The 19,348-nt window shown below is 69.4% G+C and carries 23 protein-coding genes; 10 read left to right on the forward strand and 13 right to left on the reverse strand.

The window, feature by feature from the left end; genetic code table 11:
* The first annotated feature begins 1 nt into the window (after nt 1).
* Genes Aau02nite_RS45410 through Aau02nite_RS45420 form a run of 3 tightly spaced genes read left to right on the forward strand, consistent with a single transcriptional unit; the run spans nt 2 to nt 2,922 of the window.
* Complete coding sequence (locus tag Aau02nite_RS45410) at nt 2–1,057, forward strand: FecCD family ABC transporter permease (RefSeq protein ID WP_212994916.1); 1,056 nt, start codon at nt 2–4, stop codon at nt 1,055–1,057.
* Nucleotides 1,057–1,842, forward strand: a complete 786-nt coding sequence (locus tag Aau02nite_RS45415; protein ID WP_212994917.1) for an ABC transporter ATP-binding protein — start codon at nt 1,057–1,059, stop codon at nt 1,840–1,842. Before Aau02nite_RS45410 ends, Aau02nite_RS45415 begins: the two co-directional genes overlap by 1 nt.
* A gap of 39 nt (nt 1,843–1,881) precedes the next feature.
* Nucleotides 1,882–2,922, forward strand: a complete 1,041-nt coding sequence (locus Aau02nite_RS45420; RefSeq protein WP_212994918.1) for a serine/threonine-protein kinase — start codon at nt 1,882–1,884, stop codon at nt 2,920–2,922.
* 17 nt (nt 2,923–2,939) lie between these two features.
* On the opposite strand, the gene Aau02nite_RS45425 is transcribed toward Aau02nite_RS45420, so the two are convergent.
* Entirely contained in the window at nt 2,940–4,115 is a 1,176-nt protein-coding gene (locus tag Aau02nite_RS45425) for a D-alanyl-D-alanine carboxypeptidase family protein (protein WP_212994919.1), read from the reverse strand.
* A 145-nt stretch (nt 4,116–4,260) separates the two neighbouring features.
* Between Aau02nite_RS45425 and Aau02nite_RS45430 the strand changes: the two genes are divergently transcribed.
* Nucleotides 4,261–4,683 carry a family 43 glycosylhydrolase gene (locus Aau02nite_RS45430; RefSeq protein WP_281421200.1) on the forward strand — a complete coding sequence of 141 codons (423 nt, stop codon included), beginning with the start codon at nt 4,261–4,263 and terminating at the stop codon, nt 4,681–4,683.
* A 116-nt stretch (nt 4,684–4,799) separates the two neighbouring features.
* On the opposite strand, the gene Aau02nite_RS45435 is transcribed toward Aau02nite_RS45430, so the two are convergent.
* A complete protein-coding gene (locus Aau02nite_RS45435; RefSeq protein ID WP_212994920.1) occupies nt 4,800–5,522 on the reverse strand; it encodes a hypothetical protein in 723 nt (240 codons plus the stop codon).
* Nucleotides 5,523–5,696: 174 nt separating this feature from the next.
* On the opposite strand from Aau02nite_RS45435, the gene Aau02nite_RS45440 reads away from it, so the two are divergent.
* From Aau02nite_RS45440 to Aau02nite_RS45450, 3 genes are all read left to right on the forward strand, one after another.
* Nucleotides 5,697–6,239, forward strand: coding sequence for a MarR family winged helix-turn-helix transcriptional regulator (locus Aau02nite_RS45440; RefSeq protein WP_246595941.1), 543 nt, complete (start codon nt 5,697–5,699; stop codon nt 6,237–6,239).
* Nucleotides 6,240–6,321: 82 nt separating this feature from the next.
* On the forward strand, nt 6,322–6,612 hold the full coding sequence (locus tag Aau02nite_RS47200) for an RICIN domain-containing protein (protein WP_281421201.1): 291 nt from the start codon (nt 6,322–6,324) through the stop codon (nt 6,610–6,612).
* A 195-nt stretch (nt 6,613–6,807) separates the two neighbouring features.
* Complete coding sequence (locus Aau02nite_RS45450; RefSeq protein ID WP_212994921.1) at nt 6,808–7,308, forward strand: cupin domain-containing protein; 501 nt, start codon at nt 6,808–6,810, stop codon at nt 7,306–7,308.
* Nucleotides 7,309–7,401: 93 nt separating this feature from the next.
* Here the strand turns inward: Aau02nite_RS45450 and Aau02nite_RS45455 are convergent, their stop codons facing one another.
* Entirely contained in the window at nt 7,402–7,545 is a 144-nt protein-coding gene (locus Aau02nite_RS45455; RefSeq protein ID WP_212994922.1) for a proprotein convertase P-domain-containing protein, read from the reverse strand.
* 143 nt (nt 7,546–7,688) lie between these two features.
* On the reverse strand, nt 7,689–8,333 hold the full coding sequence (locus tag Aau02nite_RS45460) for an isochorismatase family protein (protein ID WP_212994923.1): 645 nt from the start codon (nt 8,331–8,333) through the stop codon (nt 7,689–7,691).
* Between the two features lie 84 nt (nt 8,334–8,417).
* Here Aau02nite_RS45460 and Aau02nite_RS45465 point away from each other — a divergent pair, with 84 nt between their 5' ends.
* On the forward strand, nt 8,418–8,993 hold the full coding sequence (locus Aau02nite_RS45465; protein WP_212994924.1) for a TetR/AcrR family transcriptional regulator: 576 nt from the start codon (nt 8,418–8,420) through the stop codon (nt 8,991–8,993).
* Between the two features lie 40 nt (nt 8,994–9,033).
* Here the strand turns inward: Aau02nite_RS45465 and Aau02nite_RS45470 are convergent, their stop codons facing one another.
* From Aau02nite_RS45470 to Aau02nite_RS45500, 6 genes are all read right to left on the reverse strand, one after another.
* On the reverse strand, nt 9,034–11,499 hold the full coding sequence (locus Aau02nite_RS45470) for an ATP-binding protein (protein ID WP_246595943.1): 2,466 nt from the start codon (nt 11,497–11,499) through the stop codon (nt 9,034–9,036).
* A 343-nt stretch (nt 11,500–11,842) separates the two neighbouring features.
* Nucleotides 11,843–12,118: an NmrA family NAD(P)-binding protein gene (locus Aau02nite_RS48000; protein WP_212994927.1), complete on the reverse strand. Its 276-nt coding sequence runs from the start codon at nt 12,116–12,118 to the stop codon at nt 11,843–11,845.
* Nucleotides 12,119–12,202: 84 nt separating this feature from the next.
* Nucleotides 12,203–13,267, reverse strand: a complete 1,065-nt coding sequence (locus Aau02nite_RS45485; RefSeq protein ID WP_212994928.1) for an alkene reductase — start codon at nt 13,265–13,267, stop codon at nt 12,203–12,205.
* A gap of 29 nt (nt 13,268–13,296) precedes the next feature.
* On the reverse strand, nt 13,297–14,247 hold the full coding sequence (locus Aau02nite_RS45490; RefSeq protein ID WP_212994929.1) for an alpha/beta hydrolase: 951 nt from the start codon (nt 14,245–14,247) through the stop codon (nt 13,297–13,299).
* 44 nt (nt 14,248–14,291) lie between these two features.
* Nucleotides 14,292–15,236: an NADP-dependent oxidoreductase gene (locus Aau02nite_RS45495; RefSeq protein WP_212994930.1), complete on the reverse strand. Its 945-nt coding sequence runs from the start codon at nt 15,234–15,236 to the stop codon at nt 14,292–14,294.
* 115 nt (nt 15,237–15,351) lie between these two features.
* Nucleotides 15,352–16,176 carry a helix-turn-helix transcriptional regulator gene (locus Aau02nite_RS45500; protein WP_212994931.1) on the reverse strand — a complete coding sequence of 275 codons (825 nt, stop codon included), beginning with the start codon at nt 16,174–16,176 and terminating at the stop codon, nt 15,352–15,354.
* 481 nt (nt 16,177–16,657) lie between these two features.
* On the opposite strand from Aau02nite_RS45500, the gene Aau02nite_RS45505 reads away from it, so the two are divergent.
* Nucleotides 16,658–16,855: an alpha/beta hydrolase family protein gene (locus Aau02nite_RS45505; RefSeq protein WP_246595944.1), complete on the forward strand. Its 198-nt coding sequence runs from the start codon at nt 16,658–16,660 to the stop codon at nt 16,853–16,855.
* Here the strand turns inward: Aau02nite_RS45505 and Aau02nite_RS45510 are convergent.
* Entirely contained in the window at nt 16,836–17,666 is an 831-nt protein-coding gene (locus Aau02nite_RS45510) for a helix-turn-helix transcriptional regulator (protein WP_212994932.1), read from the reverse strand. The two genes, Aau02nite_RS45505 and Aau02nite_RS45510, sit on opposite strands and share 20 nt — an antisense overlap.
* 239 nt (nt 17,667–17,905) lie before the next feature.
* On the reverse strand, nt 17,906–18,133 hold the full coding sequence (locus Aau02nite_RS45515; RefSeq protein WP_246595945.1) for a LysR substrate-binding domain-containing protein: 228 nt from the start codon (nt 18,131–18,133) through the stop codon (nt 17,906–17,908).
* Between the two features lie 2 nt (nt 18,134–18,135).
* On the opposite strand from Aau02nite_RS45515, the gene Aau02nite_RS45520 reads away from it, so the two are divergent.
* Nucleotides 18,136–18,543 (forward strand): nuclear transport factor 2 family protein, encoded by a 408-nt coding sequence (locus Aau02nite_RS45520; protein ID WP_212994933.1) that lies wholly within the window; start codon nt 18,136–18,138, stop codon nt 18,541–18,543.
* A gap of 140 nt (nt 18,544–18,683) precedes the next feature.
* Here Aau02nite_RS45520 and Aau02nite_RS45525 read toward each other — a convergent pair whose 3' ends face one another.
* Complete coding sequence (locus Aau02nite_RS45525) at nt 18,684–19,157, reverse strand: hypothetical protein (RefSeq protein WP_212994934.1); 474 nt, start codon at nt 19,155–19,157, stop codon at nt 18,684–18,686.
* Between the last annotated feature and the right edge of the window lie 191 nt (nt 19,158–19,348).

The following is a 19,348-nucleotide window of genomic DNA, read 5'->3' on the forward strand; positions in this document are numbered from 1 at the left end:
CGTGACCACCCGCCCGACCGCAGTCCGGTACCGGCTGCGGCAGGCGGGTGGCACGGTCGCGGTGCTGATCTTCTTCACCGCCGGACTCGCCGGGTCCATCGGCGCGGCGATCACTGTCGGCCCGGCCGACCTGTCTCTGGGCACCGTATGGACGGTCGTCGCCGACCACCTCGGTATCGCGAGCGGGGACGTACCGCTGCTCCGTGACCACATCGTCTGGGAGCTGCGGCTGCCGCGGGTCCTCGGTGCGGCCGTCGTCGGCGCCGGTCTCGCCGCGGCCGGGGCGGTCCTGCAGACCGTCACCCGTAACCCGCTCGCCGACCCGTACCTGCTCGGCGTCTCCTCCGGCGCCTCCCTCGGCGCCGTCGCCGTCATCGTGCTCGGCCTCGGCACCGGCACCGCCGCCCTGGCCGGCGGCGCGTTCACCGGTGCCCTGGTGGCGTTCGCCCTGGTCGTGGCCATCGCCGGCCGCGAGGCCGGGCGCGCACCGACCCGGGTGATCCTCGCCGGCGTCGCGGTCGGGCAGCTCTGCGCCGCGCTCAGCTCGTTCGTGATCATCTGGGTCGCCGACCCGCACGCCACCCAGAGCATCACCTTCTGGCTCTCCGGCTCCCTCGCCCGCGCCGACTGGACCGCCCTAGCCTGGGCGGCGCCCACCCTGGGCGTGATCGCAACGCTGATCCTGGGGTACGCGCGCAGCCTCAACGCGTTCGCGTTCGGCGAGGAGGCCGCGGCGACCCTCGGCGTCGACGTGGGCCGGACGCGCTGGATCCTGCTGATCGCGACGGCCCTGCTGACCGCGGTTCTGGTCGCGGTCAGCGGGGCGATCGGCTTCGTCGGGCTGATCATGCCGCACGCCGTCCGCCTGCTGACCGGCCCGGACCATCGTCGGCTGCTCCCGGTGGTCATCCTGGCCGGCGCCAGCTTCATGATCTGGGTCGACACCGCCGCCCGCACGCTGTTCGAGCCGCGCGAGCTGCCCGTCGGGGTGCTGACCGCGTTGTTCGGTGTGCCCGCGTTCCTGGTGCTGCTGCGTCGCCGACGGGCGGGCCGCTGATGCTCGAGATCAGCGACGTCTCGTGGGCGGTGCCCGCCGCCCGGATCCTCGACGCCGTCACCTGCACCGTGCCGGCCGGCAGCCTCGTCGGGCTGCTCGGCCCGAACGGCTCCGGCAAGACGACCCTGCTGCGTGTCGTCGCCGGGCTGGTCCGCCCCCGGACCGGGCAGGTGAGCATCGGCGGAGAAACCGTCGCTGATCTTCCCCGCGCCGTCGCCGCCCGCCGGATGGCCGTGCTGGCCCAGTACGCCGAAACCGACCTCGACCTCACCGCGCTCGAGGTCGTGCTGCTCGGCCGCACGCCGCACCGCCGCTCCCGCTGGTCGGACAGCGACGCCGACCACACGGCCGCCCTCGCTGCCCTGGACCGGGTCGACCTGAGCGGATACGCCCAGCGCAAGTGGCACACCCTGTCCGGCGGGGAACGTCAACGCGTCCAGCTGGCCCGGGCCCTGACCCAGGAACCCGAACTGTTACTGCTGGACGAGCCGACCAACCACCTCGACATCGGCCACCAGCTGCAGCTGCTGCACCTGGTCCGCCGCGCCGGTATCACCACCCTGGCCGCCCTGCACGACCTCAACCTGGCTGCGATGTTCTGCGACACCGTCGTGGTCCTGCAGGCCGGCCGGGTGGTCGCCACCGGGCCGCCGCACGCCGTACTGACCGCCCGGCTGCTCGCCGAGGTCTACGGCGTCGACGCCCGGATCGACGACCACGACGGCCGCCCGGTGATCAGCTACCGCCCACCCGCCACACCGCCACCGGGTACGGCCGGCGAGTAGCCTCGATCACCTCAGCGCCCCGCCACTGGCAGGAGGAAGATGATCACACCGTTGCGCGTCGGCGATCCCACTCGCCTGGGCGGCTATGAGCTGGTCGGCCGCTTGGGCACGGGCGGGATGGGCACGGTGTATCTCGGCCGCGGGCACAACGGGCAACGGGTCGCCGTGAAGACCATCCGCACCGAGTACGCGTGGGACGACACCCTGCGGGGCCGCTTCCGCAGCGAAGTGAACCGGCTGCGCCAGGTGCCGTCGTTCTGCACCGCGGCGGTGCTCGACGCCGACTCCGACCACGATCCGCCGTACCTGGTGGTGGACTATGTTTCCGGCCCGAGCCTCGCCGCGGAGGTTCAGCAGAACGGTCCGCTCAGCCCGGACTCGCTGCCCGGTGTGATCATCGGCGCCACTGCGGCGCTGGTCGCGATCCACCAGGCCGGGGTGGTCCACCGTGATCTCAAACCGGACAATGTCCTGATCACCCTGGGTAGCATCAAAATCATCGACTTCGGTGTCGCCCGCTCGCTGGACCACACGAGCCAGCACACCGCGAGCGGGCAGATGATCGGCACGGTCCAGTACATGGCACCCGAGTCCTTCGACACGACCGCGGGTGGCCCGGTGACCGCCGCCGCGGACATCTTCGCCTGGGGCGTGCTCGTCACCTACGCGGCGACCGGGCGCACTCCCTTCACCGCGAACACGCCGCCGGCCACAGCCCTGCGCATCGCTACTCAGCCTCCCGACCTGACCGGCCTCACCGGCGTACTGCGCGGCCTGGTCGTCCAGGCACTGAGCAAGCGGCCCGAGGACCGGCCCACCGCACGCCAGCTCCTCGAGACCCTGCTCGGCATCACACCGGCCCCGGTCCCGAGACCACACCGGACGCCCCTGCCCCCGTCGCGCCCTCGATCGACACTCCCGCCCGCAAGCCCCCGGCCGGCTCCGTCCTTGCCCACACCGGTGCCGCCCTCGGGCGAGAAGCGCAGCCACACCGTCGCCTTCATCATCCTGATGGTGCTGACCGGCCTGCTCGGCGTGACGCTGACCAGCGTCCTGTTCTACCTGGTGGACAACACCTGAGCCCGACCGCCCGGCCGCTAGAACAATCGACCCTCCCCCTCGTCGCCTTCGAACTCGTCCTCGGACAACTGGTTCGCCGATCCGCGGTAGACCCAGTGCCAAGCCTCGGCCGGGTACGGTTCGAAGTGGTACGTCGCGGCGTTGTCGCTGAGCCACCGGTGGAACCAGTCCGTCCGCTTGATCCGCCGGAGGCCACCCGACGGCCCGCTCCCGGTGCCCAGGTCCACGGCCAGGCCGTCCTGGTGGTTGCTGTATCCGGGCGCGGCGATGTACTTGCGCATCAGCTTCGTCAGGATTTCCACGGACTGCGGGCCGTGCGGGTCGCCGGTCGCGCGCCGGTCCGCCGCGGACTCGGCGTAGTAGTACGGGAATCCGCGCTTGCCCTTGCCGTCCTTGCCTTGCCAGATCTCGAACTGCCGCCAGGCCGACCTATACGCGCTGGTCAGCCCGATCCGGGTCCGGCCGGCGAGCCCGGCGGCGGCGAGCGCGGCCCGCGCCGCATCGAGCATGCGCTGCGCCGCCTCGGCGGCGTCCGCACGCAGCCGCATCTTGTCAACCCGACCGAGTGTGTCTCCCGGGAGACTATCCACGAAGGATCCCTTCGAGGTGGCCATGTGACGCTCGAAGACGGCCCGCATGAACGCCATCAACTCCGGTGTCGCGGTGCCGGGCCCGTACCAGGCGAGGCCGGCGGCCGAGATCTTGCCGTGCGCGGGGGCGCCTGTCGCGGGGGCGGCCCGCAGGGCCGGGCGGACGATGGTGTCCCGGATCTCCAACCAGGACCGCGTCAGGTCGGTCTCGTGTCGCTGGATCTTGCGGCCGGCCGCCTCGGGGTGCCGGAAGTAGAAGACGATGTTGGTCAGGTCGTTCTCCGAGTCGTACCCGGCCGCCCGGGCGAGGGCGATCGCCGAACCCCAGGCCTGGCCGGCCAGCGCGTCCATCACCCGCGTCGGCAACCGGAACAGCCGCATCAGCGGGTGGTCGCTCGATTCCTCCTCGATCTCGCCCTGCAGGTGGTCCCGCATCGCTTCGAAGCCGTTGACGCGGTGCTTCAGCCATTCCGGGTGGGTCCGGATTCCGATGGTTCCGAAGCGGCCGAACGGATGGGACCGCTCGTCCCGGGCCGGCACCACGTGCACCGCGTCTGGTTCGTGGCCGGCCCGATCGCGCACGTTGTGCGCGGCGGTCAGCACGTGCCGCGGTCCGACGACTCAGCACCGACTCGTCGGCCGGCCGGGATCCGTAGGTCGCGAATAAGGGTCTGCGAGGGAGCCTCGGCCAGACTCGATCGCATGCAGAAATCCATCATGCCTCCAGCCGAGCCATCTGGGCGTTGACATCGGTGTAGTTGGGCAGGGTGGGGCCGTCAACGAGGGCCCGTTCGCCGTCTACAACGGCGGGAAGACTTTCCTGACGTACTCGGCGAGCCACTGCAACACCCCCGACTACAAGCTCGGCACCCTGACCTGGACCGGTGGCGACCCGATGTCGGCCGGCTCATGGACCAAGCGGTCCACACCCATCTTCCAGCGCAGCGACGCCAACGGCGTCTACGGCCCCGGCCACGCCTCTTTCTCCCGCTCCCCCGACGGCGCCGAGACGTGGATCATCTACCACGCCAACTCCTCGACCAGCCAGGGCTGCGGCACCACCCGCACCACCAGAGCCCAGAAAATCGGCTGGAACTCCGACGGCACACCCAACCCCGGCACGCCGGTACGCACCGGCGTCTCGATTCCCGGCCCCTCCGGCGACTCCTGACCCGCACACGTCATCCGTAATCGAACAACCGTTCCACGTGCTGGCGCGGCGGCCGGTGAGCCGCCGCGCCGCGCGGTCACCGGCCCCCTGTGGTTCGTCGACGGCACCGGCGGAGGTCAGCTGATCGTGGCCGCCCGCTGTGCGGCCTTGCCGATCAGGTCCCGGACCAGCTTCTCGGAGCCGCCGGTGTTCTCCCAGCCCAGGTCCGTGACCACGACGATCACGTCGCCCACCCGGGCCATCGCCGCGTACCGGCTGACGGTCTCCTTCTTCTCATCGGCGTAGCTCTCTTTCTGCTCGATGCGGACCAGCACCGACTGGTCACCGGCGCTCGGGGTGCCGAGAACCGTCCAGCGCCGCTGACCCTCGCCGAGGCCGCCCGGGCATCGCTTCAGGGCATCACCGATCTCCTTGAACTGTTCGGCCGCGCCGCCCGGCGCGTGCTGCCCCACGAACTCGGTCACCACGGCCGGAACGTCGCCGCCCGCGGGAGGCTCGATGAAGTACCGCACAGCGACCGCTTCCTCGCGGGAACCGTCGCTGGAATACCGCTCGTCTCCGCAGGGACGCAACGGCCGCAGGTGGGAGAACTCTCCTTCCGGCAACGGTTGCGCCTCGGCGTCGCGCACGTCCGCCGGCTGCAGCAGCGCGCCCGCCGGAATGCCTGATCCGCCGGTCGACGACGGCTGCGGATTCGCGGTCGAGGTTTCGCTGCCGGTGACGGTCGGCGCCGATGCCGATGCCGACCCGGCCGGCGAGTCGGTGCCGGAAGTACATCCGGCCAGCGAGACACCGAGAATCGAGGCGCACGCGGCGAGGCGGACAGAGGTGGTCCTCATCGGAAAATTCCTCTCGGTCAACGGGTCGCATCACAGTGCCCTGCACAGCCATCCGCCACACTTCATGGTCCGGGCGCACCTTCGCCTGATCCCTCCGGTGCCCCCGGAGGGCGACCACGGCCGGGCGATCGGCGTGGCCCTCCTCGGCACGAGCGTCTTGGCCGAGATGCGGCGATGCATTTCGAATTCAAAGCAAGTACGATGGATCGCGTGAGTGACCCGACGGCCCGCCTCAACACCGAACAACTTGGTGCGTACCTCGCCCTGATGGAGATCAGCAGCCTTCTCCAGTACGCCGTCGACGAGCACCTGCGAAACGCCGGCGATCTGAGCTACGTGCAGTTCCAGATTCTGGCCCGGCTGGTCGGCGCACCCGACGGCAAGCTCCGCATGACCGACCTGGCCGACGGCATCGTCTACAGCCGCAGCGGACTCACCTACCAGGCCGGCCTGCTGGCCAAGCGCGACCTGATCACCCGCGCGCCGTCGCCGGACGACGAACGGAGCGTCATCGTGTCCGTCACCGATGCCGGCCGTGCACTGTTCGACCACGTGCTGCCCGGGCATGTCGACGACGTGCGGCGGCTGCTGTTCGAGCCCATGACCGACAAAGACCTCGCCGCCCTCAGCACCGTCCTCGGTCGCGTTCGCGCCCATATGCGCGCCACCCCGCCACGGTCGGCCAAACCCCGCGCCGGGCGTAACCGAACCGGCTGAGGCCGCTCAGCGGGCAGCGCCCGCTCGTCCCGGGCGCCCAGCTCCGGGCCGGAGACGTCCCGGGGCGCGGCCGCCGCGCCCCATCGTCCCGTATCGGGACGCGAGGCGACGCAGACACCACGCCACGCGCGGTCGCTCCGCTGACCGTCAGCGCGAATGCTGCGTGCCCGCCTTCAACTACCACGACGGCCAGCGGCTCGGCATGTGGATCTGCACCAACGGTGAGAACCGGAGGTGGGAGTTCACCGGGGGCACGCTGCGGACGCGCAACAACATGTGCATGGACATCAGGAACTGGAACGTCGCCGACGGTGCGGAACTGCACCTGTGGGAGTGCAACGGCGGCACCAACCAGAAGTGGCGTCGCGGCTGACCTCGTGGCATTCGCGCACGGGAGGCCACGTCATCCAGGGTTCACCTGTGCCTGGATGACGTCGGCACGCTCGCACAAACTCGCAGCATGACGAACTTGTTCGAGTTGGGCCACGCCTGGCGAGGGATCCGGCGGACCGTGGCCGGACAGTGACCCACGTTGCCCTTGCTCGAGACATACCGAAAGAGGAGTTCCATGATTCCCGATGACGACCCCACCCGTACGCTGACCGTGGCGGACCCCGACGATCCGGCAACGACATTCGTCTCCCTGGTCGGCAACACCTACGCCATGCTGATCACCGGCGCCCAGACCAACGGCCGGTACTGCCTCATCGACATGTGCGTGCCCGACGGTGGCGGCCCGCCGCCGCACCGGCACGACTTCGAGGAGATGTTCACCGTCCTCGAAGGAGAGCTCGAGTTCACCTTCCGCGGCGAGAAGCACGTCGTAAAGGCCGGATCCACCGTCAACATCCCGGCCAACGCACCGCACTTCTTCCGCAACACCTCCGGCGCACCGGCCCGCATGCTGTGCATGTGCACCCCCGCCGGCCAGGACGAGTACTTTCTGCGGATCGGCACCGTCGTCGACGGCTGGGACGCGCCCCCGCCGCAGCTGACCGACGACGAGCGCGCCGACCAGCGCCGCCGCGCCGGCGAGCTGGCCTCGACCTACCGCAGCGAGTTCCTCTGAACCGCCTTCCGGCCCGGCGGGCGTAGACCGCGGCGCACAACGTCGAGGGTCACGCCCGCCGGGTACTGTGCCGAGCAGATCGGCACCGCGGAATCAGGCTTCCAGGGTCCAGGAGACGAGGCGGCCGGCGGTCTCGCCGTAGCGATCGGGCACCTCGAGCGTCCAGACCCCGTTGGCCGGCTCGGACGACAGGTCCACCCGAGGTTGATTGACCGACAAGGTGATCTCGGGGGTCATCCCTGCCTCCACCGAGACGACAGCCGGCCCCTGCGCCGTAGCTCCGGCGGAAACCGTCCCGGCGAGAACCGGGCGCCGCCGTACCCCGGGACGATTCGGCGGGCGGGTGAAGGTGCGTGAGAGCTCACCGTGCCTGCGCTGCGCTATTTCGTGGCGGCGGGAGTCCGGCCGAGGTCGACGCCGGCGAAGAAGGTGCGACCGCCCATGGTCATGGCGGGCTGGAACTGGCTCATCAGCCGGGTGCGCACCGGTGAGTCGGCGAAGCGTGGTTCGAGCTGGTACTCAGCGGCCAGCGACCACCAGGTCACCGGAGTGACACCGGCCATGATCATGCGTTGTACGGCCATGTCGTGGGCTTCCTTGCTGGTGCTGGCGGTGGCGTCGACGACCACGTACGCCTCGTAGCCTTCGCGTACCGCGCCGAGGGCGGTCTGCAACACGCAGCCATCGGTGGCGATGCCGCCGATGACCAGCCGGTTGTTGCCGGTGGCCTTGACCGCCGCGGCGAACCGTTCGTCGAGGAACGAGTTGAACGCGGTCTTGCGTTCGATGACTTCCTGATCGCCCAGGGCCGCCAGCAGTTCCGGGTAGAGCGGGCCGGAGGGCTTGGACGCCTCCCCGTTGGTCACGACCAGCGGCGCGCCGTAGAGCCTGGCCGTCGTGGCCAGCCCGACGACGTTGGCCAGGTGATCGCGCAAGTCGTGAGAGCGCAGCAGATTGGCGAAGCCGACGGCATAGTCCACGAGCACCACGGTGGAGTTGTCGGGAGAGAGCGGTGCGAGGTTCATGACGTGTCCCTTCATCGCGCGAGAGCCTTACTGACCACGTGGTCACTACCGTACGCCCTACTGACCAGCTGTACAGTAAGAGCCATGTCACAGGCGTCCGGCTCCCGGCGAACCCGCAACCCCGAGGAGAAGCAGGCCGCGATCATCGCGGCGGCGCGCGCCGTGTTCGCCGAACGGGGCTACGACAGATCGACGATCAGAGAGATCGCCCGCCGGGCCGGCGTGACCCACGGCCTGGTGATCCTGCACTTCACCAGCAAGGAGAAGCTGCTGCTGGCGGCCGGCTCCGGTCCGCGGATCCTCGTCGACCACGTCCCCGGCGACCTCGAAGGGCTGGCCGGGCGGATCGCCCGCGCTTTCGTCACCCGGATGGAGTCGGCCGACGGCGCGGACCCGTTCATCGCCGTCGTGCGGAGCGCGGCCGGTGACCAGCAAGCGGCCAAGGCCCTGCTGCAGGCCATGCGGGAGGAAAGCGTCGCCGCCTACCGCCAGGTGCTTCCGTCGGCGGACGTGGACGCGCGGGTGGACCTGGTCGGCGCGCACCTCATCGGCGTCACCCTCAACCGTTACGTGCTGGGCGGTGGCCCATTGGCCACCATGCCGCCCGAAGACCTGATCGCCCGGTTGACCACCAGCCTGCACGCCATCCTGCTCGAGTAATGCCGCGTTCCCGTGGTGCCCGATACGCGTTGCTCGACGATCAGACTCCCATCAGGCTGCGTTGCGCCTCCGCTTGTCTTCCGGTCCGGGAAACCCACAGTGCGACCTCCACCCGGGTGCGGACGTTCAGCTTCAGGCGGATGTTCGTCAGGTGGCTGGCTACCGTACGGGCGCTGATGGAGAGCTCTTTGGCGATCTGAGCATTCGTCAGACCGCTGGCGACCTGCATTGCGACCGCGAGCTCCCGACGAGTCAGGACGCCCGTGGGATCTTCGTCGTTCGGCCGGCCACCACGGACCGCCAGCTCGATGAGCTGCGGAACGGTCATCGAGGAGCCTGCCGCCGACGCCGCCCGAGCCGCCGTGAGGCCGATCGCGTGTTGCGCCGTACTGGTCGCCGCGGCGAGCTGCCGAGTCCAGAATGCCTGCACCGGGCGGCCTACGGCGGTCGTTCCGGCCATCAGGGTGAGCGCCTGCGAGTGCTTCTTCTGCCGTACAGTGAGGATCGCCGCACACTCGATGGCGCTGAGAACGGTGTCGCGATCAGGAACCGGCATGGTGAGGACGGCCGCGACGTACTCGGCGGCCGCCGCATCGTCTCCCTGCATGGTGGCGGTCACCGCGGCGGTGTGCAGCAAGCTCATCCCGGAGTGGTTGGCGAAGCGGTCGGCGAGCGGCAGCGTCTGATCGGTTCGCGACTCGTACGTCCGGATGGATTCCGTGATCGCCTCGCGCGCCGCCGCCAGGTCTCCGCTCGTGACGAGCAGCCATGCCTGCTTGTGGAGGACCCAACTGGCCACCTCCGCACGGTCCATGCGAAGGAGCAGTTCGATCAGTTCATCGCCGACCTGAACACCGCCGCGGAGGTCGCCGGTGGAGCCACGCGTGAACATCACGCTGGTGAGCGCTGTCGCCAGCGTATCCAGGTCATCGAGCTCACGGGCCAGCTCGAGAGCGCCGTTCGAGTGGCGGACCGCGGCTTCGAGATCGCCTTGACGAGTGTCGTTCTTCGCAAGCCAGGAGAGGGAATTCGCGCGATGGTGCGGTGACGACAGAGGGTTGTTCAGCACGTCGGAGAGGAGTCTTCGGACCTCGGTCAGGTCGGAGACGTTGGCCAGGAACCGCGAGAGCAGAATAGCCAGGTTGGGGTGCAACGGATGACTGATGGCGGCCGCGGCGTCCACCCCGTAGCGGAGGTTGTCCATCTCGGCTACGACCCTTCGCTCGATCATCGTCAGCTCGTCGCCACCCGGATGCCTCAGGAGCTGCTGCTCGAAGGCGGCCAGCCATTCCAGCAGCCGGATCTGCGTGGGAACGAGTTCGCCGGCATCGGCGAGACGTTCCTGGCCGAATGCCCGCAGTGATTCGAGCATCCGGAATCTGCCGACCCGCTGCGCATCGGTGACGATCACCGATTTGCGGGCCAGGTCGGTCAGCAGCGCCCACACCCGCGCCGGGGTCAGGATCAGGTCGGCCGTCACGGCGGCGGCGCTCTGCTGATCGAAGCCGCCGGGCAGCAGGGAGAGCCGGGCGAACACCTGTTGTTCCGTGTCCTCCAGCAGGTCATAGCTCGATTGAATCGCGTCACGAAGGCCGCGCCGGCGACCGATCGCCCCGCGCCGCGCATGGACGAGCAGATCGAGCCGCTCGGCCATCTTGGGCAGCAGAGACTCCGGTGTCAGCACGTCCATCTGATGTGCGGCAAGTTCGATCGCGAGCGGCAGGCCATCGAGCCGATCGCAGATTTCCGCGATGACCTCGGCCCAGGAGCCCGGATCGAAGTCGGCCCTCGACTCCAGCGCCCGCGTGGCGAACAGGCGAACCGCGTCCGCCCGCAGCGGCTCGAGCACCATGACGGTCTCGCCCTGCGTGCGCAGCGCTTCCCGGCTCGTGGTCAGGACATCGAACTCCGGCGCGGTGACACGCAGCTTCGAGACGACGTCGACCACGCCGTCGATCACGTGTTCGCAGTTGTCGAGCACGAGCAGAGCAGCTCCGGCCGCCGTGGGCTCCCGGGCTGGGCCCACCGCCGACGTCACCTGCCACGGCTTCGTGACCGAGGCCAGGTCGACCCATCTGACGCCACCGGGGTAGGACGACTCGACACGCCGGGCCCACTCCGCGGCGAACCTCGTTTTCCCGACGCCCACCGGGCCGACCACGCTGAGCAGCCCCGTTCGGCGCAGCATGTCGGACAGGTCGGCGAGCTCCCGCTCGCGGCCGACGAAGCTGTCGAACGCTCTCGGAATCGGCCCCGCGCTCGAAGGCGCCTCGCGGTCGTCCGGCCGTGATTCGGGGGCCGACAGGATGGCGGCACCACTGCGGTACTGGCGGTGCAGCGTCGAGGCCGGAATGTCGAGCAGGTCGGCCAGCTGCCGCCAGCTGAACCCCCGGGCGCGACCGAGTTCCACGGCCGATCGAAGTCCCCAGGCGGCCACGCGCTGCGCCTCGGCGAGCGCCGACGCGATCGCCGCCGTCCCCGATGCGTTACTCGCGGAGTCGGCCACGGCAGCAAGCTGTCGCAGGTGGGACTCGACGTCTTTGACCAGATCGCCGTCTCCGTGTCGTACCACCGCGCCTCCGTGAGCTCATGAGGACCAGCAGTCACCCGTTTACCTGCCGTGCGCCGACGACGCTGTGCGAGCGTACTTCGGCTTGCCGAAGTGGTCAGCTCGTCGCGATGGGCGGCCACGAAGTCCGCCAAACTGAGCCGGTTCGGGTGCGGCACTCGACAGCCGTCCTCGAGCTTGGGCATCCGGTCGTCGTCGGCCGCAATGGCCTCCCGGGTGTCCTCGAGCGTCGACCACACCACGTGCCGCAGGTCGGCTGCCTGGGCCGCGCTGATCAGATTCAGCTCCCGGGCCGGTGAGCGGTGCTCCCAGAACGGAGTGACCATGAAGGCGCCGTACGCCCCGTCGAAGGCCGCGCGCAGGCTGCCTCGTCAGTGAGGTCCGCCTCGACCACCTCGGCGCCGAGCTCGACCAAGGTGAGCGCCTTGGGCGACGTGGCGTTGCGCGTCACGGCCCGAACGTCGAAGGTGCCATCGGCCAGCAATCCTCGCGCGACGCCGCCGCCCTGGCACCGGTCGCGCCGAGCACCGTGATCACTTGTTGTCGGACATTGCATCTCTCCTGATGGTGAGGTGCTGGAATTCGAATTCGAATCATGGAGCAGCCGCCAGGCGCTCCGATTCAGGGCGGGCCGGCCGAGTCAGCGCGATGCGGCGGCGAGGGCGGGGTAGTCGGTGTAGCCACGGTGGTCGCCGCCGTAGAAGGTGGCCGGGTCGGCCTCGTTCATCGGCGCGCCGGCCCGGATGCGAGCCGGCAGGTCGGGGTTGGCCAGGGCCAGCGTGCCGACTGTGATGACGTCGGCCAGACCAGCGTCGAGATCGGCGACGCGCGCGTCGAAGGGAGCGCCCGCCCTGTTGAGGAGCAGGGCAGCCGGCCATGCCCGGCGCAGATCGCGCAACAGGTCCTCGTCGCCGCCGTGGACCAGGTGAAGGTAGCTCAGGTTCACCGGCGCCAGGGCCGCGACCAGCACCGGATACAGCTCGCGGGTGTCGTGCTCGACGATGTCGTTGTACGGGTTGCCCGGGGAGACGCGCAGGCCGGTGCGTCCGGCACCGATCTCGTCGGCCACCGCCGAGGCCACCTCGACCGCGAAGCGGATGCGGTTGCGGTTGGAACCGCCGTACTGATCGGTGCGCTGGTTGGCATTGCTGGAGAGGAACTGATGGACCAGGTAGCCACTGGCACCATGGATCTCGACACCGTCGAAGCCGGCCGCGATCGCCGCCGATGCCGCCTGACGGAACTCGTCGACCACACCGGCGACCTCCTCGGTGGTCAGCGCCCGCGGAGCGGGCATGTCGCGCAGGCCCGAGGCGGTGAACATCGCCCCCTTGGCCTGAATGGCCGACGGGGCGACCGGCTGGCGGCCGTGCGGGGTGTTGTCGGGATGCGAGATGCGGCCGGTGTGCATGAGCTGGACGACGATGCGCCCACCGGCGGCGTGCACCGCACTGGTGACCTCCTGCCAGCCGGCGATGTGCGCCTCGGTGTAGATCCCCGGCGTCAGCAGGTAGCCCTGACCGTCGTCGGAGGGTTGGGTGCCCTCGGTGATGATCAGGGCCATCGACGCGCGCTGACGGTAGTACTCGCGGTTGAGGTCGGTGGGGACACCGTCCGGCCTCGATCGGTCGCGGGTCATCGGCGCCATGGCGAGGCGGTGCGGAAGCTCGATGGCGCCGACAGTGGTGGGGGTCCAGATGGTCATGGGAGTTCTCGTTTCGCGAGGGATTGCGGTCAGAGGGACTTGAGGACGCGGATGCGGTCGGCGACGGCCCGCCGGGCGACGTCGGAGCCGAACGCGATGGAGTCGAACTCGTGCGGGGCGCCGGGGTGCAGGTGGGACTCCACCGGTACGCCGGCCCGGCTGAGCCTCGCCGCGTAGGCGATGTCCTCGTCGCGGAAGACGTCGAGCTGACCGACCTCGATGTAGGCCGGCGGCAGGCCGGTCGCGTCCTCGAGCCGGGCCGGAGCCGCCGTGGCCGGGACGTCGGACCCGCCGGCGGCGTCACCGAGCAGCGCCGGCCATGCGGTACGGCTGTCGTCGTAGGACCACAGCAGGTAGGGCCCGATGTGCGGGTCGGGCGTGGCGGTCCGGTCGTCGAGCATCGGCATGAGCAGGATCTGCCGCGCGATCTTCGGGCCGCCCCGCTCGCGGGAGAGGATCGCCAGGGCAGCCGCCATGCCACCGCCGGCGCTGTCACCCATCACGCCGACCCGGTCGGGGTCGACGCCCAGTTCGGCGGCGCGCTGATGCAGCCAGCGCAGTGCCGCGTAGGCGTCCTCGAGCGGTGTCGGGAAGGGGTGCTCCGGCGCGCGGCGGTATTCGACCGACAGCATGGGCACTCCGCTGCCGGAGACGTAGCGGGAGACGGGCCCGTCGAACAGGTCGATGTGGCCGAAGATGTACCCGCCGCCGTGGAAGAACAGCACGGCCGGGCCCTGCGGGGCGCCGTCCTTGACGTACCAGCGCATCTTGATCTGCGCACCGTCGTCAGCCGTCGCGTAGTGCTCGCTCGTGCGCACATCGGCCGGGATGGGCTGCGCCGTTCCGGCAGCGCCGATGATCGGCTCCCACATGGCACGGCGGCCCTCGACATCGCCCACGGCCGGCGGGGTGGCCTCGGCCATCGCACCGGCCATCGGGGCCAGCGCGGCGGCGATCTCAGGATCCAGAGAGAGTGACATGGTCGTTTCCTTTCGCTCTTGCTTGCGGGATGGGAGGACCGGGGTCAGGCGGTGGGAGCGACGACGACGACCTTGCCGGGCAGTGCGCCGGCGGCGGCCCGGGCGTGGACCGCACCGAGTTCGGCCAGGGGCACCCGCTGGGCGACGGCGACGTGCAGCTCGCCGGAGTCGATCAGCGCCACCAGTCGCGACAACTGCTCGGCGTCGCTGCGGACGAACAGGTCGATTCCCCGGACCTGGCGCTGCTCGTCGGAGGGCGCGGGCATCCACACCGTGGTGTTCACCAGAGCGCCGCCCGGGCGGATCAGGGTGAGCAGGGCGGCCAGCTGCGCCGGTTCGATCGGGGCGAGATTGAGCACGACGTCGACCGGCTCGGTCACCGCCGCGGTCACCTCGGTGGTGGTGTGGTCGACGACTTCATCGGCACCCGCCTTCGTGACCTGCTCACTGCTGCGGGGACTGGCGGTGGCGATGACGTACGCGCCGGCGCTCTTGGCCAGCTGCACGGCGTAACCGCCGACCCCGCCGCCCGCACCGTTGATCAGCACCCGCTGCCCCGGCGTCAGCTCGGCGTGGTCGAACAGCGCCTGCCACGCGGTGAGACCCACGATCGGCAGCGCGGCGGCGTCGGCCAGCGGGATGCTCACCGGCGCGGCCGTCAGGACCTCGGCCGGGGCCACGACGTACTGCGCAGCCGCACCGTCGGCGGCCATCGGCAGGAATCCGACGACCCGGTCGCCGGCCTCGAAGCCGGTCACCCCCGCGCCCAGCGCTTCGACCGTGCCGGAGACGTCGAGGCCGGGAGTGTGCGGCAGCGTCACCGGGATGGGGCCCTGCATGAAACCCCCGCGGATGTTGCCGTCGACGCCGTTGAACGATGTCGCGGCCACCCGGATCAGCACCTGCCCGTCACCCGGGACGGGCTGCTCGACGTCCTCGTACCGCAGCACACTCGGGTCGCCGTACTCGTGGAAACGCACTGCCTTCATCACAATCCCTCTTCCCGTACCGGTTGGTTGCTTCGTATTCGAAGCACTCTTGGACCGTAGCACGCTTCGAATTCGAAGCAACATCATTGGCTGTGATCCCGCCGACAGCCGGCGGCTAACCGCCCACGGCGGGCAGAAGCTGGAGCTTCTCGTAGCTCGGTGAGCCGGGCGTCGCGGAGAAGACCAGCAGCTCCTGGTTCTGGTCGGGGTCCACCAGGCGCTGGCAGTAGAGCTCCAGCTCCCCCAGCTCAGGATGCCGGTATCGCTTGAGGTCGTGATGGTGGATGACGTCGACTTCGTGTCGCCGCCACACCTCGGCGAACTCGGGGCTGACCTGCAACAGGGCCGCCACGATCTCACCGGCCCGGCCCTCGGGATCCGCCGTGTACGCCGCCCGGATGTCAACAGTGAAGACCCGGCCCCGCAAGGCGTGGTCCTCAGCGGGATACAACTGCCGTTGCGCCGGGTCGGTGAACCAGCGATACACCAGATACCGCGACATGCCGCTGAACCGGGTGTAGTCACCGAGCAGAGCAATGGCCGGACGGGTCTGCACCAGAGTCCCGCCGAAACGGGACATCACCAACGCAGGCGTATCCGACAGACGCTCGACGATACGCATCATGGTCGGGCTGACATGATCCTCGCGCAGCACCCGCCGCGGCGCCGGATGCCCACCCAGATCGAACAGGTGATCCCGCTCGCTCACGCTCAGCCGCAGCCCCCGGGCCAGCGCGGCGAGCACCTGCTCCGACGGCATCGGCCCGCGCTGCTGCTCGATCCGGCCGTAGTAATCAGCCGACACACCAGCCAGCGCCGCAACCTCCTCACGCCGCAAACCACTGGTGCGGCGCCGAGACCCCCGGGCAAGCCCGACATCCTCCGGCTGCAGAACCTCACGACGCGCCCGAAGAAAATCAGCCAACAATGCCCCGTCCATCTCCACCTCCCGCGTTCGACCGGTCGAGCATCGCGTGATCCGGAACCCGGATGAAGGTCGCACTTATCCACGGACTAGTTGTCCGTGGCAATTCACGCGATGCCGAGCCGGACGGTCCCGCTACGTCCACATCGGCCTGACCATCGCCAGGACCTGTCCATCCGGGTTGAACCGGTCCTTCATCCACGAAGCACGCCTCGTCATGGACGTTCAAGGAGACAGCGATGAGCGGACAACAGCGCGAAGCCCTCGACACAGCTCTGCGCCGGCCCCAGCAAGCGTCGGCCATGGATTCGATCGAGGAGCGCCGTGCAGCTTTCGCCGCTTTCATGACGACCGCCGTCGTGCCCACCGCAGTCCGCCAGAAACAGACTGTGCTGGGCGGGCGGCCGGCGGTGATGGTCGAACCCGAAGCCTCCTCCCGGCCGGCCTCGACGACTGCCTGGCCGCCTACCGGGAGCTGCTGGACGACGCCACCCGGATGGCGGAGCGTGCCCGAGCCGCAGAGGTGGACGTCATCCTCGACGTCGTGGCCGGCGTCCCCCACGTGTTCCCGATGTTCGCCGGTGGTTCCCTCGAAGAAGCGGACCAGGCCCTCGACCGCGCCGCGCTCTTCCTGACCCAGCAGCTGCGCAACGGACTTGGCACTGAGTGGCGCTTCAATCCCGGGCGACGATAGCGGCCAGCTGCTGGAGCTTCTCGTAGCTCGGTGAGCCGGGCTTCGCGGAGAAGACCAGCAGCTCCTGGGCCTGATCAGGGTCCACCAGACGCTGGCAGTACAGCTCCATCTCGCCCAGCTCGGGATGCCGGTAACGCTTGAGATCGAGATGGTGCGTGACGTCGACCTCGTGCAACCGCCAGATGCCGGCGAACTCCGGACTGACCTCCAGCAACGCCGCCACGATCTCGCCGGCCCGGCCGGTGGGGTCCGCGGTGTACGCCGCCCGCAGATCGACGGTGAAGACCCTGCCCCGTAGCGCGTGATCCTCGGGCGGATACAGCTCGCGTTGCGCCGGGTCGGTGAACCAGCGGTAGACCAGGTAGCGCGACATGCCGCTGAACCGGGTGTAGTCCCCCAGCAGAGCAACCGCCGGACGCGTCTGTAACAACGTCTCGTTGAACCGGGACATCACCAACGCGGGTGTGTCCGAAAGCCGCTCGACGATACGCATCATGGTCGGACTGACATGATCATCACGCAGGACCCGCCGCGGCGCCGGATGGCCCCCGAGATCGAACAGATGATCCCGCTCGCTCAAGCTCAGATGCAAGCCTCGGGCGAGGGCCGCGAGCACCTGCTCGGACGGCATCGCACCACGCTGCTGCTCGATCCGGCTGTAGTAATCAGCCGACACCCCCGCCAGCGCCGCGACCTCCTCACGGCGCAAACCTCCGGTACGACGCCGCGAGCCCCGGGGAAGCCCGACATCCTCCGGCTGCAACACCTCGCGGCGGGCCCGGAGAAAATCAGCCAACAGCGCCCGGTCCATCCCAGTCCTCCCAGCCCCGCAAATACGACACATGCCAAAAGCAATGCCCGGCCGGCAAGATCACCGTAGCGAAAAAGGCGGCTCACCCGAATCAGCACTTCGCGCAACCGCTCGGGCGGCTCTGCGAACAGCTTGCGTCACATTGCCGCTCGCACCCGTTAATCCCTCGCTACTCGGTCCAGGCTCCTGTCCCATCCTGGGACAGCCGGGGCTGTGGATGCAGTTCAGCGCCGAGCCGGTCAGGCTGCCGGGGCGGTCAGGACGGCCTTGGCCGCCAACCGGAAACTCCTGATCATCGGATTCGGGTCGCCCTTGCGGCTGACCACGACGACACGGCTGGGGGGAGCACCTTCGATCGGGACGGTGACCAGGTCGGGACGCAGTGAGCTGCGCAGATCGCCCACTGGCAGCACGGCGATCGCCCGGCCGCTCGCGACTAGTTCGAGCTTGTCCTCGTAGCTCTCCATCGGTGGCACACCGGGCGAACTTCGCTCACGCCTTGGACGAGCTGAACGTGCCCGCGCTGGAAGCGTTTCTGGCCCAGGACACCACCTGGACCTTCACGGTGCCCGGACGGGGAGTGCTCGACCCTGTCGCCGGACGCACGGCGGTGCTCGACTTCGTCCGTGACGGGCACGCGGCCCAGACCGGAACGGTGCGGCACCACCTGAGCAACGTCGTAGTAAAGACGGCGGACGCCGACAGAGCTGAAGTGCGGGCCTATCTCATGCAGACGAGGAACACCGGCGAGCACGTGCAGGTGATCTCGACCGGCGTCTACTCGTTCGAACTGCGCCGGTCCGCCAGCGGATGGCGGATCGCCGAACTCACCTTCCCCCTGGACAACGCCCCAGGGGGAAGCGTCGGCGGCCTCTGAGCACCGCGGTCCCGCCCGGCGGGTCTGCGGCCGGCGCCGGATGGCGAACGGTCCAAGACGCCTTATGCGGATCAGTCGGATGGTCACCGGAGCTGAACCCAGGTCGGGGGTGGCATGCGGTCAGCCCCTTCCGTTCACGTTCAGGTAGCAGTCATCGATGAGCGCATCAGCGACTCCGGCCGGCACAGCACAGTGATGCGATACGACAGGCCGACGTTGGACCAGATCTGGCCCCGCAGCGTGAGGCAGATGCCGACCCGGTCGTCGTGCTCGGGGTGCTCGAAGAAGTCCGCCCGCGGGTCCGCGATCGCGCCGACCAGACCTTGCGTGCCCTGCGTGGTGCCAGGCACTTGGAGCAGGCCGACGACAACCTGCACCTCGGCGTCGTCGAGTTCGAGGACGGAGTACCAGTGGGTGTCCGGCAGAAACAGTTGCGAGTCGACAGCGCGCCGCTGGTAACGCGGTCCCATCATTCCGGATGCCGGGTCGGGGACGTCGCCGATCCAGGCCGTCCCAGCGAAGTCGGTGCGCAGCCGCTGAGCGTCGGAGGGAAACACCGTCACGAGCGTGTCGAGGCGAGGCTGGGCGGCGAGGTACACGGATGCGTCGGTCACGATCGCACTCTAATCTGCTCCGCAACCGTCGCCTCATACGCCGCTACGAGCGCAAAGCTGAACACTTCCAAGCCTTTGCCAGCCTCGCCTGCGCCCCACTCGCCTACCGTCGACTCCGCAGAAGTCACCATCTGAGACACGCCTTCATAGCCCGACGCCGGCCAGAAGCCGTCTCGGCGTGGTCACTGGTC

Source organism: Actinoplanes auranticolor (assembly GCF_018332655.1).
Lineage (GTDB): Bacteria > Actinomycetota > Actinomycetes > Mycobacteriales > Micromonosporaceae > Actinoplanes > Actinoplanes auranticolor.

Excerpts from the sequence above, each read along its gene's own strand:
- Aau02nite_RS45505 (WP_246595944.1), top strand. The coding sequence starts at position 16,658 with ATGGCGGAGCGTGCCCGAGCCGCAGAGGTGGACGTCATCCTCGACGTC.
- Aau02nite_RS45435 (WP_212994920.1), bottom strand. The coding sequence starts at position 5,522 with ATGAGGACCACCTCTGTCCGCCTCGCCGCGTGCGCCTCGATTCTCGGT.
- Aau02nite_RS45515 (WP_246595945.1), bottom strand. The coding sequence starts at position 18,133 with ATGGAGAGCTACGAGGACAAGCTCGAACTAGTCGCGAGCGGCCGGGCG.
- Aau02nite_RS45460 (WP_212994923.1), bottom strand. The coding sequence starts at position 8,333 with ATGAACCTCGCACCGCTCTCTCCCGACAACTCCACCGTGGTGCTCGTG.
- Aau02nite_RS45455 (WP_212994922.1), bottom strand. The coding sequence starts at position 7,545 with ATGACCCCCGAGATCACCTTGTCGGTCAATCAACCTCGGGTGGACCTG.
- Aau02nite_RS48000 (WP_212994927.1), bottom strand. The coding sequence starts at position 12,118 with ATGCAATGTCCGACAACAAGTGATCACGGTGCTCGGCGCGACCGGTGC.
- Aau02nite_RS45495 (WP_212994930.1), bottom strand. The coding sequence starts at position 15,236 with ATGAAGGCAGTGCGTTTCCACGAGTACGGCGACCCGAGTGTGCTGCGG.
- Aau02nite_RS45465 (WP_212994924.1), top strand. The coding sequence starts at position 8,418 with ATGTCACAGGCGTCCGGCTCCCGGCGAACCCGCAACCCCGAGGAGAAG.
- Aau02nite_RS45415 (WP_212994917.1), top strand. The coding sequence starts at position 1,057 with ATGCTCGAGATCAGCGACGTCTCGTGGGCGGTGCCCGCCGCCCGGATC.
- Aau02nite_RS45440 (WP_246595941.1), top strand. The coding sequence starts at position 5,697 with ATGCATTTCGAATTCAAAGCAAGTACGATGGATCGCGTGAGTGACCCG.
- Aau02nite_RS45485 (WP_212994928.1), bottom strand. The coding sequence starts at position 13,267 with ATGACCATCTGGACCCCCACCACTGTCGGCGCCATCGAGCTTCCGCAC.
- Aau02nite_RS45500 (WP_212994931.1), bottom strand. The coding sequence starts at position 16,176 with ATGGACGGGGCATTGTTGGCTGATTTTCTTCGGGCGCGTCGTGAGGTT.
- Aau02nite_RS45510 (WP_212994932.1), bottom strand. The coding sequence starts at position 17,666 with ATGGACCGGGCGCTGTTGGCTGATTTTCTCCGGGCCCGCCGCGAGGTG.
- Aau02nite_RS45490 (WP_212994929.1), bottom strand. The coding sequence starts at position 14,247 with ATGTCACTCTCTCTGGATCCTGAGATCGCCGCCGCGCTGGCCCCGATG.
- Aau02nite_RS45420 (WP_212994918.1), top strand. The coding sequence starts at position 1,882 with ATGATCACACCGTTGCGCGTCGGCGATCCCACTCGCCTGGGCGGCTAT.
- Aau02nite_RS45450 (WP_212994921.1), top strand. The coding sequence starts at position 6,808 with ATGATTCCCGATGACGACCCCACCCGTACGCTGACCGTGGCGGACCCC.